Below are 16,099 nucleotides of genomic sequence, written 5' to 3'. Positions count from 1 at the left end.
GAGTTCGCGCTGATGACGGGAATCACCTCACCCGATCTGAAGCGCAACAACGCCGCCGGTGGGTACGTGGCAGGCTCACCGGCGGCACCCTTTCCCCTTGGTCCTATCGACTACGGCAATGATGCTGGCCTGGCAGAGCGCCGCTTGTGGGCTGCTGCACTGGCGTCCCTGGTGGATGATGCCCGCGCTTACTGGCGGGGCAGGGGGATGTCCGGCCTATCCGCAGACAGCACCACCCTTGAAGCCGCCTTTGATGATGTATGCCGTGCCGGGCCAATGACCCGCCGTTGCTGCCTCATGTGTGAGATTGACCCGCAGTGGCTCAGTAACGGCTTTATAACGTGGTGCGAGCGGATGGACAGGAGCCAAAATAAGGCATAGATATTGCTAGGTGGTGTGGGTATTGCATAACAAGCAATAACTATGCCCCGGAAATATACATGCCAATATTAGAGCCCTGTCTACATTAAGATTTCAGTATTGGCGCGTGGCGCTGGCTGTTATCAACGCAATGGCCTGAACCTGGTGGATTCTAGATCAACACAAGCTAGGGGAGGGCCGCCTATAAACGGGACGTCGTTAGCCTACTTGGTGCGAGGCCGCCATTCAGCCGCAATGAAAATGCTGCCAACGATGGCCAATGTCTGGCCGATGCCTAAGCTATGAAAGTTCACTGTCTCGCTGTGATTGAGGAATAGAAAGTAAGCACCGATAAAAAGTAAAACTAGACCGAGTATTCCAAGAATCGGTATATGTCCGCCGCCGCTATGGCTCACCGCGTTATTTTTGTTGCTGGTAGACGCTGCTACCGAGGCCGCTGCTGACCAAGATAGCTCTTTGACGTAGCAATCTAGAGATAGGGCAGGATCAGTGAGGTTTAAATCAAGCGGTTCGCCGGCTCTCTCGATCTTCAAGGATAGGGGGCTTTTCCTATTTTCTTCTGCGTTCATGACCTTGCGCAAATCAGGCAGGGAACTAACGGCAGTCCCGTGCGCCTCTACAACGATATCCCCAACCTTTAGGCCAATCTTTTCGCCCGCTCCATTTTCATGCACCGAATTAATACTCAATACAGCCATGCCACCTCCTTTTAACATTGTGAGTTGACGTTAGCTTATTCTAGATATGGGAAGGAAGGCTACAGTTTTGGCTAATTAACAGAATGTAGGGAACGGCCAGACTATCCATGACGCAGCGGGATTATCTGGAGATGGTGCCACTGCACAACTTTGGAAATATTACGGTTTAGAAAGGATTGTTCAGAAGTTAACCGATTTGCTCATCTTTTGAGCACTTAGCGGTTGATAGGTCTAATGAAAGGTCTTGCTTGATTTTGTCTGTAACCCCTTGATTTAAAAGGGTAAATGGCGGTGGGCCAGGGATTCGAACCCCGGGAAGGCTACTAACCTTCGGCGGTTTTCAAGACCGCTGCATTCAGCCACTCTGCCAGCCCACCGTTTATCCATATTCTCACTGCCATTGCGACAGCGACGAGCATGATACCGGAATGTTCCGGTGTGTCAACGCCCGGTTAAATCAGAGCTTTTGGTTCCGGGCCGGGGTTGTCCTTTTACCCGCACCAGTCCTCCGACCAGCGACAGTCCAGGGACCCGTCCGCACGCCATGCACTGGTGTTCAGCAGGCGCTCGAACAGCATGTGCTCCGACTGACAGGTGGCCACGTCCGACCAGCGGAAACCGATCGATTCACCGGGCCTTTTCTGGGCCAGGCGGCTACAATCCAGCCGCGGGAGGGTTCCCAGTACCGGGTAACCGCCGATCGTCTGGCGGTCGTTGAGCAGCACCATGGGTTTGCCATCCCCGGGCACCTGCACGGTGCCACAGCACACGCCCCGGGAGGTAACGCCTCCGCGGGAAGCCAGTGCCGGCCCCTCCAGCCGGTAGCCCATGCGATCCGACTGTTCCCCGATGCGATAGCGCGAGTGAATGAAGCGGGCGATATCGACATGGTGAAAATCGCTCAGGTCCGGCCCCGGTATCACTTTCAGCGTTTTGTCGGCCCCGTCGGCAGGTCTGAAATCCACGGGGACAACACGTTGAAGGTAGCCTTCCACATCCAGTCCGGGCGGCGGCTTGTCAGCAGGCAGGGTGACGCCGTCTTCCACTGGCCCAAGCCCTGTCAGGCCCTCCCTTACCACGCATGAACGGCTATTGCAGAATTCCCGGGTCTGCCAGCCACCGGCAACGGCGAGGTAGGTGAGCAGCCCGCTGCGGGGAGTGTCAAGCTGCAGACGGTCTCCCGGATTCATGGCAAATATGCCCCAGTGGGGCACGGGCACTCCGTTGACCGCTGCCTGGCAGTCCGCGCCGGTGATTGCCATTAACAGAGGCTGGTCCGCCGTGGCAGCGAATCCGCCGAAGGTAATCTCGAGGCAGGCCGCATTGCGGGCGTTATCCAGCAGGTGGTTGGCCCAGCGGAAGGCGCGCAGGTCAGCGGCCCCGCCCGGTGACAGGCCCTGATGCTGGTAGCCACTGCGGCCGAGATCCTGAACGGTGGTTCGGGGACCGGACCGGGCCACGGTCAGCGCGGTCACGAGGGTGCCCCTTCGGTAAAGGGAGTGTCATCGCCGCCCAGGGACAGGAAGGTGTCATGATCCACGGCTCGGAACCGCACCGTATCTCCTACTGACAACACTGCAAGATCCTCTTCGCTGAACAGTTGTGCAGGGCAACGGCCAATCAGCTGCCATCCGCCGGGAGACGGCGCGGGATAGACGGCGGTCTGCCGGTTTGCGATACCAACGCTACCGCCGGGCACCATGACCCGGGGCCGTTCGAGTCGGGGGCGGGCAATGGCGGGGTGCACCTGACCCATGAAACCGAACCCCGGGCTGAAGCCCAGGGCATAGACCTGGTAGGCGGTGGTGGTGTGTTTCTCGATCACTTCATCAACGGTCAGTTCGCAGGCCCTGGCCAGGGCTTTCAGGTCCGGACCGACCGAGGGGTGATACCACACCGGCAACTCGATCTGATGCCCGGCAGGCCTGTTGTCCGGTTCGGGCAGGTTGCCGGCTATTGAGCGCAAACGGCTGATAACGCCTCTGAAGTCTGCCAATGAAGGCTCGTAGTAAACGACGATAGAGGCGTAGGAAGGCACCAGATCTGTGAGGATATCGTCAAGCCGCGCACGGATGGCATCACACCAGAGGGTGATGACCGGGGTCAGATCCGGGTCAATGGAGGTGCCGAAGCACAGCAATACCGCATCCTCGGAAACGGCCTGAATGTCCGGATGTGAGTGGGCCATCATAATGCTCAGGCCGTCGAATTGCGCTGATTCAGGGCGTCGCGAATGGCGCGGGTAGCCGCGAGGGCATGGCTGTTGTCGCCATGGACGCACAGACTGTTGGCGGTCAGCGTCAGCCACTTGCCCGACAGGCCGTAAAGACCGCCCTGGCTGGCCAGCGTCATCGCCTGGGCAACGATGGTATCCGGATCGTTGTGAACGGCCCCGGGCTGGTTCCTGGGAACCAGCCGGCCGTCATCGTCGTAGGCGCGATCGGCAAAGGCCTCGAAGATCAGGGGCAGGCCGAGCCTGTCGGCCAGGGCGCTGTGCTCCGTTGCATGAATCGTCGCCGGGATCATCAGCGGCAGTTGGTGGTGATAGGCGGCCACGGCCTCCATCACGGCCTGCAGTATGCTGGCATCCCGCATCATGTCGTTGTTCAGGGCGCCGTGGGGTTTGACATACTCTACGGTGGTGCCATGGGCCCGGCAGATACCTTCCAGGGCACCCAGCTGATACCAGATCAGCCCCCGGATCTCGTCTGCCGTATGCTGGATGGAGCGGCGGCCAAAGCCAGCCAGGTCCTGGTAGGAAGGATGGGCGCCAATCTGCACGCCGTGTTTCCGGGCGAGGGTCACGGTCCGCGCCATGATGGACGGGTCCGAGGCATGGAAGCCGCAGGCAACATTGGCCATGTCGATATAGGGCATGACTTCCTCGTCCTGCCCCATGGTCCAGGCACCGAAACTCTCGCCAAGGTCGCAGTTCAGTTTCATTGCAGCATTCCTGTCAGGGCTTGCTCTGGTCTGTTGCTACCAGTCTACCACCCAAGCTGCTCTCTGACTGCTTCCGCGCGCTCCCTGCGGGCATCCAGCGCCGCCGGGTCATTGGAGGGGGCCGCCCAGCCTTCCAGGTTCTTTTCGATCAGCTGCACCAGGGCATCAATGTGGCCGTCGGTGGCATTCAGGGCGGGAATATATTCGAAGCTCTTGCCCCCGGCCTCCATGAAGTACTCACGGTTTTCCTCGTTGATTTCCTCGATGGTCTCAAGGCAGTCGGAGGAGAACCCGGGGCAGAACACATCCACCGACTCAACGCCCCGGGAAGGCAGCGACTTCAGGGTTTCGTCGGTATAGGGTTGCAGCCATTCCTCCCGCCCGAACCTGGACTGGAATGTGGTCATGTAAGCGTCGGCGGACAGGCCAAGGCGCTCGGCCAGCAGCCGGGACGTCTTGTGGCATTCGCAGTGGTACGGGTCGCCGCGTTCCAGGTATTTCCGCGGAACACCATGGTAGGACAGGATCAGCTTGTCCTTGCGGCCGTTGCGGTGCCAGTGCTCCTCGATATGGCTTGCCATGGCTTCAATATAGGGCGGGAAATCATGGTAATGACTGATAAACCGGAAATCGGGAAGCCAGCGGCGTTTGCTGAAATCCGCGGCAATGGCATCAAACGTGGAGGCCGATGTGGATGCGGAATACTGCGGGTATAGTGGCAGCACCAGCAGCTGGCGCACACCCTGGCTGTGCATCTGGTCCAGCACACTGCTGATGGAGGGGTTGCCGTAACGCATGGCGAAGCCCACGACCAGGTTGTCACCGTACTTGTGCTGCAGGGCGGCGCGGATGCCTTCGCACTGATTGGCGGTGTGGACCAGCAGGGGCGAGCCCTCGGGCTGCCACACGGACTTGTAGGCCTTTGCGGAGCGGGATGGGCGGATTCGCAGGATAATGCCATGCAGAATCAGCCACCAGAGCGGGCGTGGGGCCTCAACCACCCGGGGGTCCCACAGGAACTCCGCCAGATAACGGCGTAGTGCGCTGGTAGTGGGGGCATCCGGTGTGCCCAGGTTGGTAACCAGTATGCCCAGGCGTGATGGCTGGTCGTGGCGGAATTCGTCCTCACCCTTGTAGCTCATGGGGCCAGTGTTCCTCGGGAAGCGTGCGGTGAATGGGTTGGGGGTCGTGCAAGGCCCGTGTATACGGTGCCGCCACCGGCCGGGATCAATCCTGGTGTGACGAAGCCTGTTGCTGAAGCCGTGGAATCAGTCCCCGCAAGTCGTAACCGGCCTGTCCGGCCCGCTGGATAATCGGTTCGACCGGCGTATAACGGGCGGAGCTCAGCGCCCAGAGCACGCTGCAGCGGGTACCTGACCGGCAGAATGCCAGTACGGGCTTTTCGGCCTGCTCGAACATCTCTGCAAAGGCGTCCACATCGTCATCGACGATGTTGCCTGATTCCACCGGCAGATAAACCCATGCCATGTCGTGCTCGCGAGCGGCCTGTTCCACGTCGGCCATGGCAGGCTGACCGGGCTCCTCATGGTCGGGGCGATTGGCCACCAGGGTCTTGAACCCCATGCTGGCGATCTCCGCCACCTGCTCCGGGGTGATCTGGGGAGCAACGGAAATCGAGTCGTCAATCTTGCGAATATCCATGGGCTGCTATCTCTCGGTTGCTGCTGATGACCTTTCCCGTTTCAGGGCCTTGTCTCTTGCGGGAATTCTACAGAAATCCGTCGGGCTGCACAGCCGGTCCTGGCCAGGGTGATGACTATCAGGGTGATTGTTGCGGCCTCTCGGCCAGTTGGAACAGACCCATGCCGGCAATCATGGCAATGACAAAAACCACGGCCTTGAGTTCGCCGGCACCGAGGGCAACCAGCCCCGGGCCCGGGCAGAAACCGGCGAGCCCCCAGCCCGCGCCGAATAACAGGCTGCCAATCACCAGCCGGGAGGTGATGTTGTTGCCTGATGGCAGTTTCATTTCAAAGCCCAGGAAGGACAGGTGGCGCCGCCGCGCTATGGCGAAGGCTATAACGCCGACAGCAATGGCCCCTGCCATTACCAGTGCCAGGGATGGGTCCCAGGCACCGAAAAGGTCGAGAAAACCCAGCACTTTTTCGGGGTTGGCCATGCCGGACAGCAACAGGCCGAAGCCGAACACAAAGCCTGCAACAAGGGATGCAAGTGTATAACGCATAAAGACTCCTCCGGTTACGTCAGGCGCCAAGGGCGTGGCGGATCAGGTAGACGGTGACAAAGCCCGCCGCCATGAAGACGACCGTGGCCATCAATGAACGCGGTGAGAAGCGCGACAGCCCGCACACCCCGTGGCCGCTGGTGCAGCCGGAACCGTAGCGGGTGCCGAAGCCCACCAGCAGACCCGCCACAATAATGAGCGGATAACCGGCCTTGACCTCAATAGGGGGCAGAGTACTGAACAGTGCCCAGACCAGTGGGGCAATGATCATTCCGCCCACGAAGGCGATGCGCCAGCCCACATCGCCCCGGACCGGCGTCAGCAGCCCACCGAGTATGCCGCTGATACCGGCAATGCGGCCGTTCAACAATACGAACAGGGATGCTGCCACCCCGATAACAAGCCCGCCGGCAAGGGCGGACCAGGGCGTGAACTGGTTCCAGGCAATATCAATCATGAGGCCCTCCTGTCAGGATTTGCGGCGTACGGGAGACGCCCTTTTGAGGGCATATACTAAATGATGCTAAGCATAGAACAAATAGTTAAATGTACGGGGATTGGATCGCGACGGGCAGATCAGGCCATTGCGCACAAAAAAGCCCGGCTCAGGGGCCGGGCAGAGGCGTGCGAGTAGTATCCATGAAAGACTTCCAGACAAACCGCCATCAGCGATGACGGTCAGTATCAGTATTGACCATAAATTGAACAGTTCAAGAAAATGGAGCGCTTCTCTGAAACTGTTTTTGAATATAAATAGCACTCTTATAGTTAAAGTGTCTTTTGTTTGAACTGGGGGCTGCTCAATGATTTGTCGTGGCCGATGTAATAGACTGGGAGTACAGTATTTACCCCCGGAAGAACGAGTTTTTTATGACTGAAAGAAAACGCCCTTCGAAGTCGCCCCAGCCCCCGGCCACGAAGGCCGAAGATGATTCGCAGATGGCCGGTCGTATTCGTGATTCCGCCCGGCAGATCTGGCTGGCGGGACTGGGCGCCTACACCAAGGCGGAAGAGGACGCCGGTCGTTTCTTCGAACGCCTGGTTCATGAGGGTGAGGAGATCGAGACCAGGACCCGTGGCCTGGTAGAAAAACAGGTCAAGGCCGTGGAGCACCGGGTCGAGGACGTGCGCGACCGTGCCACCGGCACCTGGGATCGCCTGGAAACCCTGTTTGATGAACGGGTGGCCGGTGCTCTGAGGCGCCTTGGCATTCCCCGTCGCGAAGATCTGGAGCAGCTGGAGCAAAGGGTCGCCGAATTGGAGCAGGCACTGGCTGAGCAGCAGGAAGCGGCCCCCCGGTCCATTCAAGGAAGATTACCCGGCTCGGATGAGGAGGAGTAGCCGGTTACCGCCGGTATTCCTGTGCCAGCACCGTGAGTTCCCCGGCCGCGCTTTCGGTCAGGTGCGGCATCAGCAGGTAGAACACCTGATACACCCCCCGTGCAGGGTCCATGGCGTTGCGGTTGCCCAGTTCCTTCAGGCTGTCGAAACTTTCCCAGTAGCAAACCGTCAGCGTCAGCTGTTCACATAGTGCATCCAGGGATGACTGGTCCAGTGACATCAGGCGCTGTCGCGTCAGGCTGTCACAGAGACTGCGGAAGCCTTTTCCCTTGCGGCTGAGAATCTTCCGGAACCGGTTCTTCAGATCCGGGTATCGCGACATGATATTGACCAGGTCGTGGTAGAGAAAGCGGTAACGCTCGAGGGTTTCAAACAGCAGGTGAAGGAAGAAGCCCAGCTGATCCAGGCTGACCTCCACGTCCGGGGGGATGGCCAGCAGGTCATCCATCTCGGCTGTGTACTGGCCGAACAGCTCGCCAATGATGTCCGATTTGCTGCGGAAGTGGTAATAGAGGTTGCCCGGGCTGATGTCCATTTCATCGGAGATCAGCAGGGTGGTGACGTTGGGCTCCCCCAGCTCATTGAACAGGGCCAGGCTGGTGGTGAGTATCCTGTCACGGGTTTTTACCTTCACCACCATCTCCCGGGCCCTGGCAATCTACAGATCAAAAGACGCCCATACCGGGCAGTGGTCCGACGGTTTATCCATGGCCCGGATGTCATAGCTCACGCCGGCGTCGCTGGCTTTGGCGAGCAGACCCTCGCTGGCCATAATCAGATCAATGCGCAGGCCCCGCCTGGGGTCGCGTTCGAATCCCCGGCTGCGGTAATCGAACCAGCTGAAGGTGTTGTCTTCGTCCGGGTGCAGGTGCCGGAAGACGTCGGTCAGGCCACGGCTTTCCACCTGCGCCATCCATTCCCGCTCCTCCGGCAGGAAGCTGCATTTACCGGTACGCAGCCAGCGCCGGGCGTTATCCGCCCCGATGCCAATGTCCCGGTCCGTGGGCGAAATGTTCATGTCGCCAATCACCAGGATATGCCCGCCTTCCTTTGTCAGGTCATCCAATAGCCGTATGAGGTCCTGATAGAACTTTTCCTTGGCGGGGAACTTGATCGGGTGGTCGCGGCTTTCGCCCTGGGGGAAATAGCCGTTGATAACGGTGACGGTTTCACCGTTGATGGTAAACCGGCCGTGAATCAGGCGTCGCTGGGCATCCTCCCCGTCCCACGGGTAACCCATGCCAACCGCCTCAGGCACCTGCCGGGAGAGCAGGGCAACACCGTAATGGGTTTTCTGGCCATGGAAGTGAACGTGATAGCCCATGGCTTCCACCTCGGCCACCGGAAACTGGTCGTCGTTGACCTTGGTTTCCTGCAGGCCAATGATGTCCGGATTGAACTCATCAATCACCACCTGTAACTGATGCAGGCGCATACGTATGCTGTTGACGTTAAAGGAAACAACTTTCATGGAATTGGTTCTGCCATTCGCCGGAGATGCTGCTGGGAGTCTACCACAGCGAGCCGGCAGGCCAAGGCAGAGTCATGAAGATGGAATCAGAGCGCAGGGCGGTGCCGAGTTGGGGGAGTAGCGTATGGCTACCTGGTAATTCTCGTCCTGATTCTTGCGGATATTGCCCAGGCCCTGGTAGTGGGTGAGAAAACCGTCGTCCCGGTAGCCCAGCCGGATAGGGTCCACCGCCAACCGCATGATCATCCCGGTGGGCCGTATGCGGAAACTGTGATCCGCGCCCTCGATCGGCTCGGCGGCGGGTTCCGCCACGAATCCGTAGGCCTCGCCCCGTGTCGGCGCCAGGAAGCGGAATTCCACGGCCTCTCCCGATGTCAGTGTGGCCCAGTGTTTGCGGATGAAATGATCGAAACCGGAATCCACCACCAGATCCCCGGTGTTATCCAGGGTCCAGCGCTCATCCCCTTTGCCGCCCGCTGACCAGCGGATCTCGAGGGATTCGTCGCTGACCGAGATCCGCAGGCGCTCGTCGAACTCCGGCTGGCGGAAGTCCACCTCGGGCACCAGCAGACCTGAGGGGTACGCCAGTGCTTTGGTCGCAAAGGGCTCGTCGGCATCGTCGCGCAGGTAGTCAACCCGATGTTGCTGCGGGCGCCACTGGCCGTCCTCGCAGGTCCCGCTGATTCGGTGCCGTTCCTGATACAGGGTCTGGTCGCCTTCGAGGGCCGTTGCGACGCCACGGAAAGTCAGGTCCGGCTCCTGGGCCAGTGGCTGGAATGACAGTACCGCGCCGACAATGCCCGCCACACTGGTCAGGTACCTCATGTGAGTGTCTCCGGAAAATAGCGTTTCTGGATCGCCATCAGCAGCGGGAAGATAACCAGCCAGCCCACGGCCAGCGCCGCCAGTGACAGCGTACCTTCGGGCAGGGTGACGGCGTCCAGTTTGCTGGCGGCCAGGTATGCAAATGGCCCGGCGACAGGCGCCAGCACGAAGGGCAGCCAGATTCGCTGGTGCATCCACGCCAAAGAGTGGGCCAGGGTGGTCATGAACAGGGCCCAGATGGCCATCAGCCACAACGGGGTCCATGCACTCCCGGTGCCGTCCTGCATTACGCCGGAGCGGAACCAGAGACCATCCACCAGCGAGCCCAGCACGATTCCCAGTAGAATGAACCGTGCCTCCGCAGCGGGCCGTGCGCTGACCACCGTCAGGTGAAAAGCGAGCACCCCGGTCGCTATCAGTAAGGCCCAGCTGTTGGTCAGCAGTACACAGGCCAGCCAGCCGGCCTGAAACAACAGGAAATTCAGCAGCTTGAGGGTGGTGGCGGAGGACATGGTGATTCAGGCCCGCAAAGGGTCAGCCACCGGGTGTGGCCGCTTGTTTTCGGGCCTGGCCAGCAGTATCTGGTTAACACCGATGGCCCGCTCGTGGAACCCGGCCTCGCAGTAAGCGAAGTAGAAGTGCCACAGGCGCCGGAAGTCGTCATTGTAGCCCCGGGCCTTCAGCTCGCCGGCGCTGGCATGGAACCGGTCACTCCAGTCCCGCAGGGTGCGGGCGTAATGGAAACCGAAATCCTCGGCGTGGGTCATGACCATATCCGTCTCCGCGCGCACCGATTCCAGTATTGCTCCGAACGAAGGGATGAAACTGCCCGGAAAAATGTAACGCTGGATGAAATCCACATTTTTCAGGGCCCGCTGGTAGCGTTGCTCGGGCATGGTAATCGCCTGTATCAGTGCCAGGCCATCGGGCTTGAGCAGGGCACTGATCTGGCTCAGGTAGCTGTCGAGGAACTGGGGGCCAACCGCTTCGATCATCTCGATGGATACCAGCTTGTCGAACTGGCCCTCCAGGTCACGGTAGTCGTCGAACAGCAGGGTGATGCGGTCCTCGAGGCCTTCCTGGCGGACTTTTGCCCTGGCCAGGGCAAGCTGTTCTTCGGAAATGGTGGTGGTGGTGACATGGCAGTCGTAATACTTTGCCGCATGGAGGGCGAAACCGCCCCAGCCGGTACCGATCTCGATCACCCGGTCATCCGGTTGCAGGTCCAGTTTGCGGCAGATCAGGTCCAGCTTGTAGGTGGCGGCCTCGTCCAGGGTGGCGTCCTCGCGGGGGTAGACCGCCGAGGAATACATCATGGTCGGGTCCAGGAACAGGCTGAACAGGTCGTTACCCAGGTCGTAATGGGCCGAGATGTTCTTGCGGGAACCGTCCCGGGTGTTCCGGTTCAGCCAGTGCAGGCCTTTCAGTGCGGGTTTGGTGAGCCAGCTGAAACGGTCCTCGAAGGCGTTCATGGTGTCCACGTTGCGGGTGAAGAACCGCAACAGTGCGGTCAGGTCCGGGGTACTCCAGTCGCCGGCAACAAAGGCTTCAGCTGCACCGACACCACCACCGGTGAGCAGATCGCGCCATACCGAGTGGTCATGGACATCAAGTTGTGCCAGCGGCCAGCGCGTATCGCCGTCACCGAAGACCTGATCGGTGACACCGGATTCACGGACAACCAGCTGACCGGCACCCAGTTGACGGAGCTGACCAAGCACGATTTTCCGGGCCCAGCGGCTGGCAACGGGCAGGCTGGCGCCGGTGGTGGTCGTGGAAGCGTTTTCTATGTTCTCCATGAACTGATCCTCGTGGGGGTTGTACCCGCCGACAGGTGTTCGGATTCATCGGGCGTTACCGGTTCCATGCCCCGGTCCTCGCGGCCCAGTCCCCGCTGGGGGTGGTCGTGGGGCAGCTTGTCCGGGTGGCTGTGAAACGGTACGCCTTTGAGCCTGAGCCTGAGGGCATGCCAGTAGATGCCGGCAACTACCTTGAAGGATTCCACCGGAAACGCCCGCAGGCTGCTGTGAATAGTCTTACGTGTTACCGGGGTGCGCCGGACCACCAGGGTGGCATCGAAAACCCGGCCGGCGGCCTGTTCATCGGTGGCCGGGCGGTTTACGTTCATGTGGATGCGCAGTTCGGGCCCACGGAAACTGAAGGTCCACTGATAGCTCTGGTTCATGGGGTTGAACGGCGATACGTGGAACCGTTTGGTGAACCCTGCCTTGACGGTTTGCCAGCCCTGGCGGGTGGCGATGACATCGTCGCCGACATGAAGGCAGTAAAGATGGCGCTCATGCCAGGGTGTGTTGGTGATCTGGGCGAGAATGACGGCGGGTACCGCACCTTCCGAGGGCCGCTCGCCGGCGCGGTAACAGAAGTAGAAGCTGACCGGGTTGAACACATACCCGAAGTGCCTCGGATGGGTGATCAGCTCGACCGGACCATCCGGCCGCCAGCCGGTCGCGGTTTCGACCCGGTCGGCCACCGCCTGGCGCAGGTCCGGCACGGTGGGGTCCAGGTAGTCCCGGCGGTGCAGCGACAGCCAGTTGAAGTGACCGACCGACACCAGCGGGCTGACCTCCCCGAAGTGATTCCATTCGTCCAGATCAAGCGCCAGCATGCCAGTGCGGTAACTGAACTCGTGGTTCACCGGCGAATGACGGCGATGGCGAACCGTGCCGCTGAGCCAGCTGCTGGAGCGCACGGCGGACTCACTCACAGCGATACCCCGAAAGCATCCGCCACCCTCAGGGCACTTTGCACGCCGTCCTCATGGAAACCGTTGAACCAGTAGGCGCCGCAAAAGTGGGTGCGGTTATGGTTACCCACATCATGGTAGCGATCCTGGGCAGCCACCGCGGCAAGGGAAAACACCGGATGGGCGTAGGTATAGCGTTCAATCACGCGGCTTTCATCAATGTCCTGGCTACGGTTCAGGGTGACGCAGAAGGTTTCTGGAGCGGTATGGAAGTTCTGCAGGATGTTCATGTTATAGGTCACCGATACCGGCTGGTCTGGCTGCCGCGGGAGGTAGTAGTTCCAGGCCGCCCATGCCCGTCGGTTTGACGGCAACACCGAGCTGTCCGTGTGCAGCACCACGTCATTGTTCTGATAGGGGATGGCGGACAGGATGTCGGTCTCGTCATCGGTGGCGTCGCCCAGCATCGCCAGGGCCTGGTCGCTGTGGCAGGCCAGAATCACCTGATCGAATGGCAGATTCTCACCGTTCACCCTGACGGTGACGCCATCCGCCTGCCGGGTCACCCGTTCCACCGGGCTGTCCAGGTGGGTGCGGTCGCCAAGGCGCGCCATCATGCGCTCGACATACCGGGCCGAGCCGCCGGTAATTACCCGCCACTGAGGGCGATCGTCCACCGACAGCATGCCGTGGTTGTTGAAGAACTGCAGGAAGAAACGAATCGGGAACTGCGACAGCACCATCTCCGGTGCTGACCAGATGGCGGCGCCCATGGGCACGATATAGTGGTTGCGGAAATAGCGGGAGAACTTGTGGCGGTCCAGGTACTGGCCCAGGGTTTCCGAGTCGTCCAGCAGCCGGGCCTCAAGGTCACTGCGGGTCTGGCGGTTGAATCGCAGAATCTCGCGGACCATCTTCAGGAATGTCGGGTTGACCAGGTTCCTGCGTTGCGCAAACAGGGTATTGAGGCTGGTACCGTTGTACTGAAGCCCGTTGGCAGGTGCGTCAACACTGAAGCTCATGTCACTGGCTTCAAAGGGCACTCCCAGCCGGTCCATCAGGCGGATAAAGCCTGGGTAGGTCCAGTCGTTGAACACGATGAAGCCGGTATTCACCGGCCACTGCTGTCCGCCGGCCTCGACCATGCGGGTATTGGTATGGCCGCCGGCATAGTTGCCGGCTTCGAACAGCTGGACATCATGATGTTCCGACAGCAACCAGGCGGCGGTCAGGCCGGAGACGCCGGCGCCGACGACGGCAATGCGTTGGGGCGTTGTGCTCATGTTGATCGGTTTTCCTCGGAAGACTCGCGGGCCATACGGGCGGCCATACGGTCGATCAACCCCTGGGGCAGGTTACCAAGCAGTCGTATGGTCCAGGTGAAACGTTTAGGAAATTCAATATTATGACGGCCTTTTTTAAGGCCCTTTATGATGCGGTTTGCGGCATCCTCCGGTTGGATCAGGAAGGGCATGGGGAAGTCGTTCTGGTCGGTCAGCGGGGTTTTCACGAAACCGGGTGACACCAGGAATACCTCGATACCCTCGCGGGCCAGGTCCGCCCGCAGGGACTGGGCCAGATAGGCCAGCGCGGCCTTCGACGCCCCGTAACCCTCCGCCCGGGTAAACGGAAACCACCAGGCCGAGGAGCCCACAATCACCAGCGCCGCCGGTTTCCCCAGACGACGGGTGCGTCTCAGCCGCGGCAGGGCCTGTTCGATACAGCGAACGGTTCCCATCACATTGGTGTCGATATTGCGGCCAATCAGTTCACTGTCGAACTGCCGGATATCCAGGTATTCGCAGGTGCCAGCGTTGAGGATGGCCACATCCACCGGATCAACCTCGTCAAGGGCGGATGCGGCGTGCCTGACCTGGTCGGTATCCGTGGTATCCGCCGCGGCGGCCGTGACACGTTCCGGTGCCCGCTGGACCAGCTCGTCCAGGGCTTGCTGGCGGCGACCGGTAACCACCAGGGAGTGACCGTCACCAATCAGCTGGTACGCCAGGCATTCCCCGATGCCCGAGGTGGCGCCGGTCAGCCAGATTGTCGATGGCTGGTCGAGAAAATGGCTCATGAGGCGAAATTCCTTACCCATCGGATGGCGGAGCCAAGCACCGGCAGATTCTCATACAGCATCTCGCCGGCGTCGAAATAGTCCCGGTGATAGCTTACCCGTCCCTCCGAGACCGTCAGCCGGCTGATGCCACGGACAGTGAGTTCCCGGCCCCGGCGCAATTTGGGGTGTTTCAGGTGCATGATCCACTCGACGCACGCATTATTGTCACTGATCAAGACATCCCCGAACTGGAAACGGCAGGCTGTGACGTTGGTGTAGACCTTGTCGAAGTAGTGCTGGAGCTGGTCCAGACCTTCGACGTCACCAAACGGATCGGCGAAACGGACGCCCGCACTGTAGACATCCTCCAGGCCGGTAACATGGCCGGAGCACAGGGTGTTGAACAGCCGCTGAAAGCGCTCTACGGTTGCCGCGACAGGCTCGTGTCCGCGAATATCGGTAGTGCTGGCGGATGTGGGCTGCGTCCTCATGGCTTTCTCCGTTGCTGGTCAAGGCGACGGGTTTCTGCCCGGACGCTTTCAGGTATCGGCTTGAGATCATGAATAATACCGGCCCTGGACAGCAGCCAGAGCCCGTAATAGGTCAGGTCGATCTCGTACCAGCGGAAACCCTGGCGAGCGGACTGGGGCCAGCGGTGATGGTTATTGTGCCAGCCCTCGCCAAAGGTGATCAGTGCCAGCCAGGGGTTGTTGCGGCTGTCGTCCGGTGTGTCGAAGCGGCGTGAGCCCCAGACGTGTGACAGGGAGTTGATGGATACCGTGGCGTGGAACAGCACCACGGTGGAAATAAAGAAGCCCCACACCAGCAGCTGAAGGCCATTGGTGCCGAGCCCCGGTGCCCAGACCGCCAGGGCCTCGCCGAGCAGATAAATAAGCAGGGCACAGGCGCCAGGCACCAGCGCGTCAAAGCGGTTGATGAAGCGGAGTTCCGGATAGCGAAGCCAGTCCTTGACGCGGCGTTCTTCGGTGCGGAAGCCTGCATCGCAGGTGAACCAGCCCATGTGCGACCACCAGAAGCCACCCTGGTGGGGGGAGTGCAGGTCTTCCTCCCGGTCCGAGTGCTGATGGTGGTGGCGGTGGTGGGCCGCCCACCATAGCGGGCCGCGCTGCGCCGCAGACGCACCCAGCAGGGCAAATACAAATTGCCAGCCGCGGCCGGTGCGGAAGGTCTTGTGGGAAAAGTAACGATGATAGAAGCCGGTAATCGCGAACATACGGATGGCGAAGAAGGCGAGGGCAAAGCCTGCCGCGAAGGCGCTGACGCCGGTGTAGAATGCCAGCAGGCACGCCAGGTGCAGGGCAACGAATGGCAGCACCCTCAGCAGATTGAATTGTCGCGACGAATGATCAAGCTGATCCGAACCGGCTTCCGAATCGAACCATCTCAGAATGTTCGTGAGCCACGAGTAGACTCTGGTCATGCAGATACAACCCTGTTCAGTGGTATTGAA

At 60.4% G+C, this 16,099-nt stretch carries 20 protein-coding genes and 1 tRNA gene; 2 read left to right on the top strand and 19 right to left on the bottom strand.

Annotated features, from left to right (window positions below):
• Nucleotides 1-12 precede the first annotated feature (12 nt).
• Nucleotides 13-381, top strand: a complete 369-nt coding sequence (locus IE079_RS15800; RefSeq protein ID WP_189577778.1) for a hypothetical protein — start codon at nt 13-15, stop codon at nt 379-381.
• 203 nt (nt 382-584) lie between these two features.
• Here the strand turns inward: IE079_RS15800 and IE079_RS15795 are convergent, their stop codons facing one another.
• The 9 genes from IE079_RS15795 to IE079_RS15755 all read right to left on the bottom strand — a co-directional run bounded on the left by IE079_RS15795 (nt 585) and on the right by IE079_RS15755 (nt 6,685).
• Nucleotides 585-1,079 (bottom strand): PDZ domain-containing protein, encoded by a 495-nt coding sequence (locus IE079_RS15795; protein ID WP_189577777.1) that lies wholly within the window; start codon nt 1,077-1,079, stop codon nt 585-587.
• Nucleotides 1,080-1,365: 286 nt separating this feature from the next.
• Nucleotides 1,366-1,456, bottom strand: a tRNA-Ser gene (locus IE079_RS15790).
• A 114-nt stretch (nt 1,457-1,570) separates the two neighbouring features.
• Entirely contained in the window at nt 1,571-2,554 is a 984-nt protein-coding gene (locus tag IE079_RS15785; RefSeq protein WP_189577776.1) for a 5-oxoprolinase subunit C family protein, read from the bottom strand.
• Nucleotides 2,551-3,267 (bottom strand): 5-oxoprolinase subunit PxpB, encoded by a 717-nt coding sequence (gene pxpB, locus IE079_RS15780; protein WP_227712551.1) that lies wholly within the window; start codon nt 3,265-3,267, stop codon nt 2,551-2,553. The genes IE079_RS15785 and pxpB overlap by 4 nt, the downstream gene beginning before the upstream one ends.
• Nucleotides 3,268-3,275: 8 nt before the next feature.
• A complete protein-coding gene (locus IE079_RS15775) occupies nt 3,276-4,022 on the bottom strand; it encodes a 5-oxoprolinase subunit PxpA (RefSeq protein ID WP_189577772.1) in 747 nt (248 codons plus the stop codon).
• 44 nt (nt 4,023-4,066) lie between these two features.
• Nucleotides 4,067-5,164 carry a ferrochelatase gene (hemH, locus tag IE079_RS15770; protein ID WP_189577770.1) on the bottom strand — a complete coding sequence of 366 codons (1,098 nt, stop codon included), beginning with the start codon at nt 5,162-5,164 and terminating at the stop codon, nt 4,067-4,069.
• An 85-nt stretch (nt 5,165-5,249) separates the two neighbouring features.
• Nucleotides 5,250-5,684, bottom strand: coding sequence for a protein tyrosine phosphatase family protein (locus IE079_RS15765; RefSeq protein WP_189577768.1), 435 nt, complete (start codon nt 5,682-5,684; stop codon nt 5,250-5,252).
• A gap of 118 nt (nt 5,685-5,802) precedes the next feature.
• Nucleotides 5,803-6,228, bottom strand: a complete 426-nt coding sequence (locus tag IE079_RS15760) for a DUF6691 family protein (RefSeq protein ID WP_189577767.1) — start codon at nt 6,226-6,228, stop codon at nt 5,803-5,805.
• 19 nt (nt 6,229-6,247) lie between these two features.
• Entirely contained in the window at nt 6,248-6,685 is a 438-nt protein-coding gene (locus IE079_RS15755) for a YeeE/YedE family protein (protein WP_189577765.1), read from the bottom strand.
• Between the two features lie 413 nt (nt 6,686-7,098).
• On the opposite strand from IE079_RS15755, the gene IE079_RS15750 reads away from it, so the two are divergent.
• Nucleotides 7,099-7,569, top strand: coding sequence for a phasin family protein (locus IE079_RS15750; RefSeq protein ID WP_189577764.1), 471 nt, complete (start codon nt 7,099-7,101; stop codon nt 7,567-7,569).
• A 4-nt stretch (nt 7,570-7,573) separates the two neighbouring features.
• Here IE079_RS15750 and IE079_RS15745 read toward each other — a convergent pair whose 3' ends face one another.
• From IE079_RS15745 to IE079_RS15700, 10 genes are all read right to left on the bottom strand, one after another.
• Nucleotides 7,574-8,209, bottom strand: a complete 636-nt coding sequence (locus tag IE079_RS15745; protein ID WP_373296220.1) for a TetR/AcrR family transcriptional regulator — start codon at nt 8,207-8,209, stop codon at nt 7,574-7,576.
• An 18-nt stretch (nt 8,210-8,227) separates the two neighbouring features.
• Nucleotides 8,228-9,040 carry an exodeoxyribonuclease III gene (xthA, locus tag IE079_RS15740; protein ID WP_189577763.1) on the bottom strand — a complete coding sequence of 271 codons (813 nt, stop codon included), beginning with the start codon at nt 9,038-9,040 and terminating at the stop codon, nt 8,228-8,230.
• A 72-nt stretch (nt 9,041-9,112) separates the two neighbouring features.
• Nucleotides 9,113-9,865 carry a hypothetical protein gene (locus IE079_RS15735; protein WP_189577762.1) on the bottom strand — a complete coding sequence of 251 codons (753 nt, stop codon included), beginning with the start codon at nt 9,863-9,865 and terminating at the stop codon, nt 9,113-9,115.
• Complete coding sequence (locus IE079_RS15730) at nt 9,862-10,377, bottom strand: DUF2878 domain-containing protein (protein WP_189577761.1); 516 nt, start codon at nt 10,375-10,377, stop codon at nt 9,862-9,864. Before IE079_RS15730 ends, IE079_RS15735 begins: the two co-directional genes overlap by 4 nt.
• A 6-nt stretch (nt 10,378-10,383) precedes the next feature.
• Nucleotides 10,384-11,664, bottom strand: coding sequence for an SAM-dependent methyltransferase (locus IE079_RS15725; protein ID WP_189577760.1), 1,281 nt, complete (start codon nt 11,662-11,664; stop codon nt 10,384-10,386).
• A complete protein-coding gene (locus tag IE079_RS15720; protein ID WP_227712549.1) occupies nt 11,652-12,590 on the bottom strand; it encodes a DUF1365 domain-containing protein in 939 nt (312 codons plus the stop codon). The genes IE079_RS15725 and IE079_RS15720 overlap by 13 nt, the downstream gene beginning before the upstream one ends.
• Nucleotides 12,587-13,852, bottom strand: coding sequence for an NAD(P)/FAD-dependent oxidoreductase (locus IE079_RS15715; protein WP_189577759.1), 1,266 nt, complete (start codon nt 13,850-13,852; stop codon nt 12,587-12,589). Before IE079_RS15715 ends, IE079_RS15720 begins: the two co-directional genes overlap by 4 nt.
• Nucleotides 13,849-14,646 (bottom strand): SDR family NAD(P)-dependent oxidoreductase, encoded by a 798-nt coding sequence (locus IE079_RS15710; protein WP_189577758.1) that lies wholly within the window; start codon nt 14,644-14,646, stop codon nt 13,849-13,851. Before IE079_RS15710 ends, IE079_RS15715 begins: the two co-directional genes overlap by 4 nt.
• On the bottom strand, nt 14,643-15,119 hold the full coding sequence (locus tag IE079_RS15705; RefSeq protein ID WP_189577757.1) for a nuclear transport factor 2 family protein: 477 nt from the start codon (nt 15,117-15,119) through the stop codon (nt 14,643-14,645). Before IE079_RS15705 ends, IE079_RS15710 begins: the two co-directional genes overlap by 4 nt.
• Nucleotides 15,116-16,069, bottom strand: a complete 954-nt coding sequence (locus IE079_RS15700) for an acyl-CoA desaturase (RefSeq protein ID WP_189577755.1) — start codon at nt 16,067-16,069, stop codon at nt 15,116-15,118. Before IE079_RS15700 ends, IE079_RS15705 begins: the two co-directional genes overlap by 4 nt.
• Between the last annotated feature and the right edge of the window lie 30 nt (nt 16,070-16,099).

It is taken from the genome of Marinobacter zhanjiangensis (assembly GCF_014651935.1).
Taxonomy (GTDB): Bacteria; Pseudomonadota; Gammaproteobacteria; order Pseudomonadales; family Oleiphilaceae; genus Marinobacter; species Marinobacter zhanjiangensis.
Note: the sequence above shows the minus strand (reverse complement) of the source record. Positions and strands in the feature narration are given on the sequence as shown.

Bases quoted from the DNA above. Each gene is read 5' to 3' on its own strand.
- IE079_RS15735 (WP_189577762.1), bottom strand. From the start codon at position 9,865: ATGAGGTACCTGACCAGTGTGGCGGGCATTGTCGGCGCGGTACTGTCA.
- pxpB (WP_227712551.1), bottom strand. From the start codon at position 3,267: ATGGCCCACTCACATCCGGACATTCAGGCCGTTTCCGAGGATGCGGTA.
- IE079_RS15755 (WP_189577765.1), bottom strand. From the start codon at position 6,685: ATGATTGATATTGCCTGGAACCAGTTCACGCCCTGGTCCGCCCTTGCC.
- IE079_RS15730 (WP_189577761.1), bottom strand. From the start codon at position 10,377: ATGTCCTCCGCCACCACCCTCAAGCTGCTGAATTTCCTGTTGTTTCAG.
- IE079_RS15700 (WP_189577755.1), bottom strand. From the start codon at position 16,069: ATGACCAGAGTCTACTCGTGGCTCACGAACATTCTGAGATGGTTCGAT.
- IE079_RS15800 (WP_189577778.1), top strand. From the start codon at position 13: ATGACGGGAATCACCTCACCCGATCTGAAGCGCAACAACGCCGCCGGT.
- IE079_RS15795 (WP_189577777.1), bottom strand. From the start codon at position 1,079: ATGGCTGTATTGAGTATTAATTCGGTGCATGAAAATGGAGCGGGCGAA.
- IE079_RS15765 (WP_189577768.1), bottom strand. From the start codon at position 5,684: ATGGATATTCGCAAGATTGACGACTCGATTTCCGTTGCTCCCCAGATC.
- IE079_RS15725 (WP_189577760.1), bottom strand. From the start codon at position 11,664: ATGGAGAACATAGAAAACGCTTCCACGACCACCACCGGCGCCAGCCTG.
- IE079_RS15705 (WP_189577757.1), bottom strand. From the start codon at position 15,119: ATGAGGACGCAGCCCACATCCGCCAGCACTACCGATATTCGCGGACAC.
- xthA (WP_189577763.1), bottom strand. From the start codon at position 9,040: ATGAAAGTTGTTTCCTTTAACGTCAACAGCATACGTATGCGCCTGCAT.
- IE079_RS15750 (WP_189577764.1), top strand. From the start codon at position 7,099: ATGACTGAAAGAAAACGCCCTTCGAAGTCGCCCCAGCCCCCGGCCACG.
- IE079_RS15775 (WP_189577772.1), bottom strand. From the start codon at position 4,022: ATGAAACTGAACTGCGACCTTGGCGAGAGTTTCGGTGCCTGGACCATG.
- IE079_RS15715 (WP_189577759.1), bottom strand. From the start codon at position 13,852: ATGAGCACAACGCCCCAACGCATTGCCGTCGTCGGCGCCGGCGTCTCC.
- IE079_RS15710 (WP_189577758.1), bottom strand. From the start codon at position 14,646: ATGAGCCATTTTCTCGACCAGCCATCGACAATCTGGCTGACCGGCGCC.
- IE079_RS15760 (WP_189577767.1), bottom strand. From the start codon at position 6,228: ATGCGTTATACACTTGCATCCCTTGTTGCAGGCTTTGTGTTCGGCTTC.
- IE079_RS15745 (WP_373296220.1), bottom strand. From the start codon at position 8,209: ATGGTGGTGAAGGTAAAAACCCGTGACAGGATACTCACCACCAGCCTG.
- hemH (WP_189577770.1), bottom strand. From the start codon at position 5,164: ATGAGCTACAAGGGTGAGGACGAATTCCGCCACGACCAGCCATCACGC.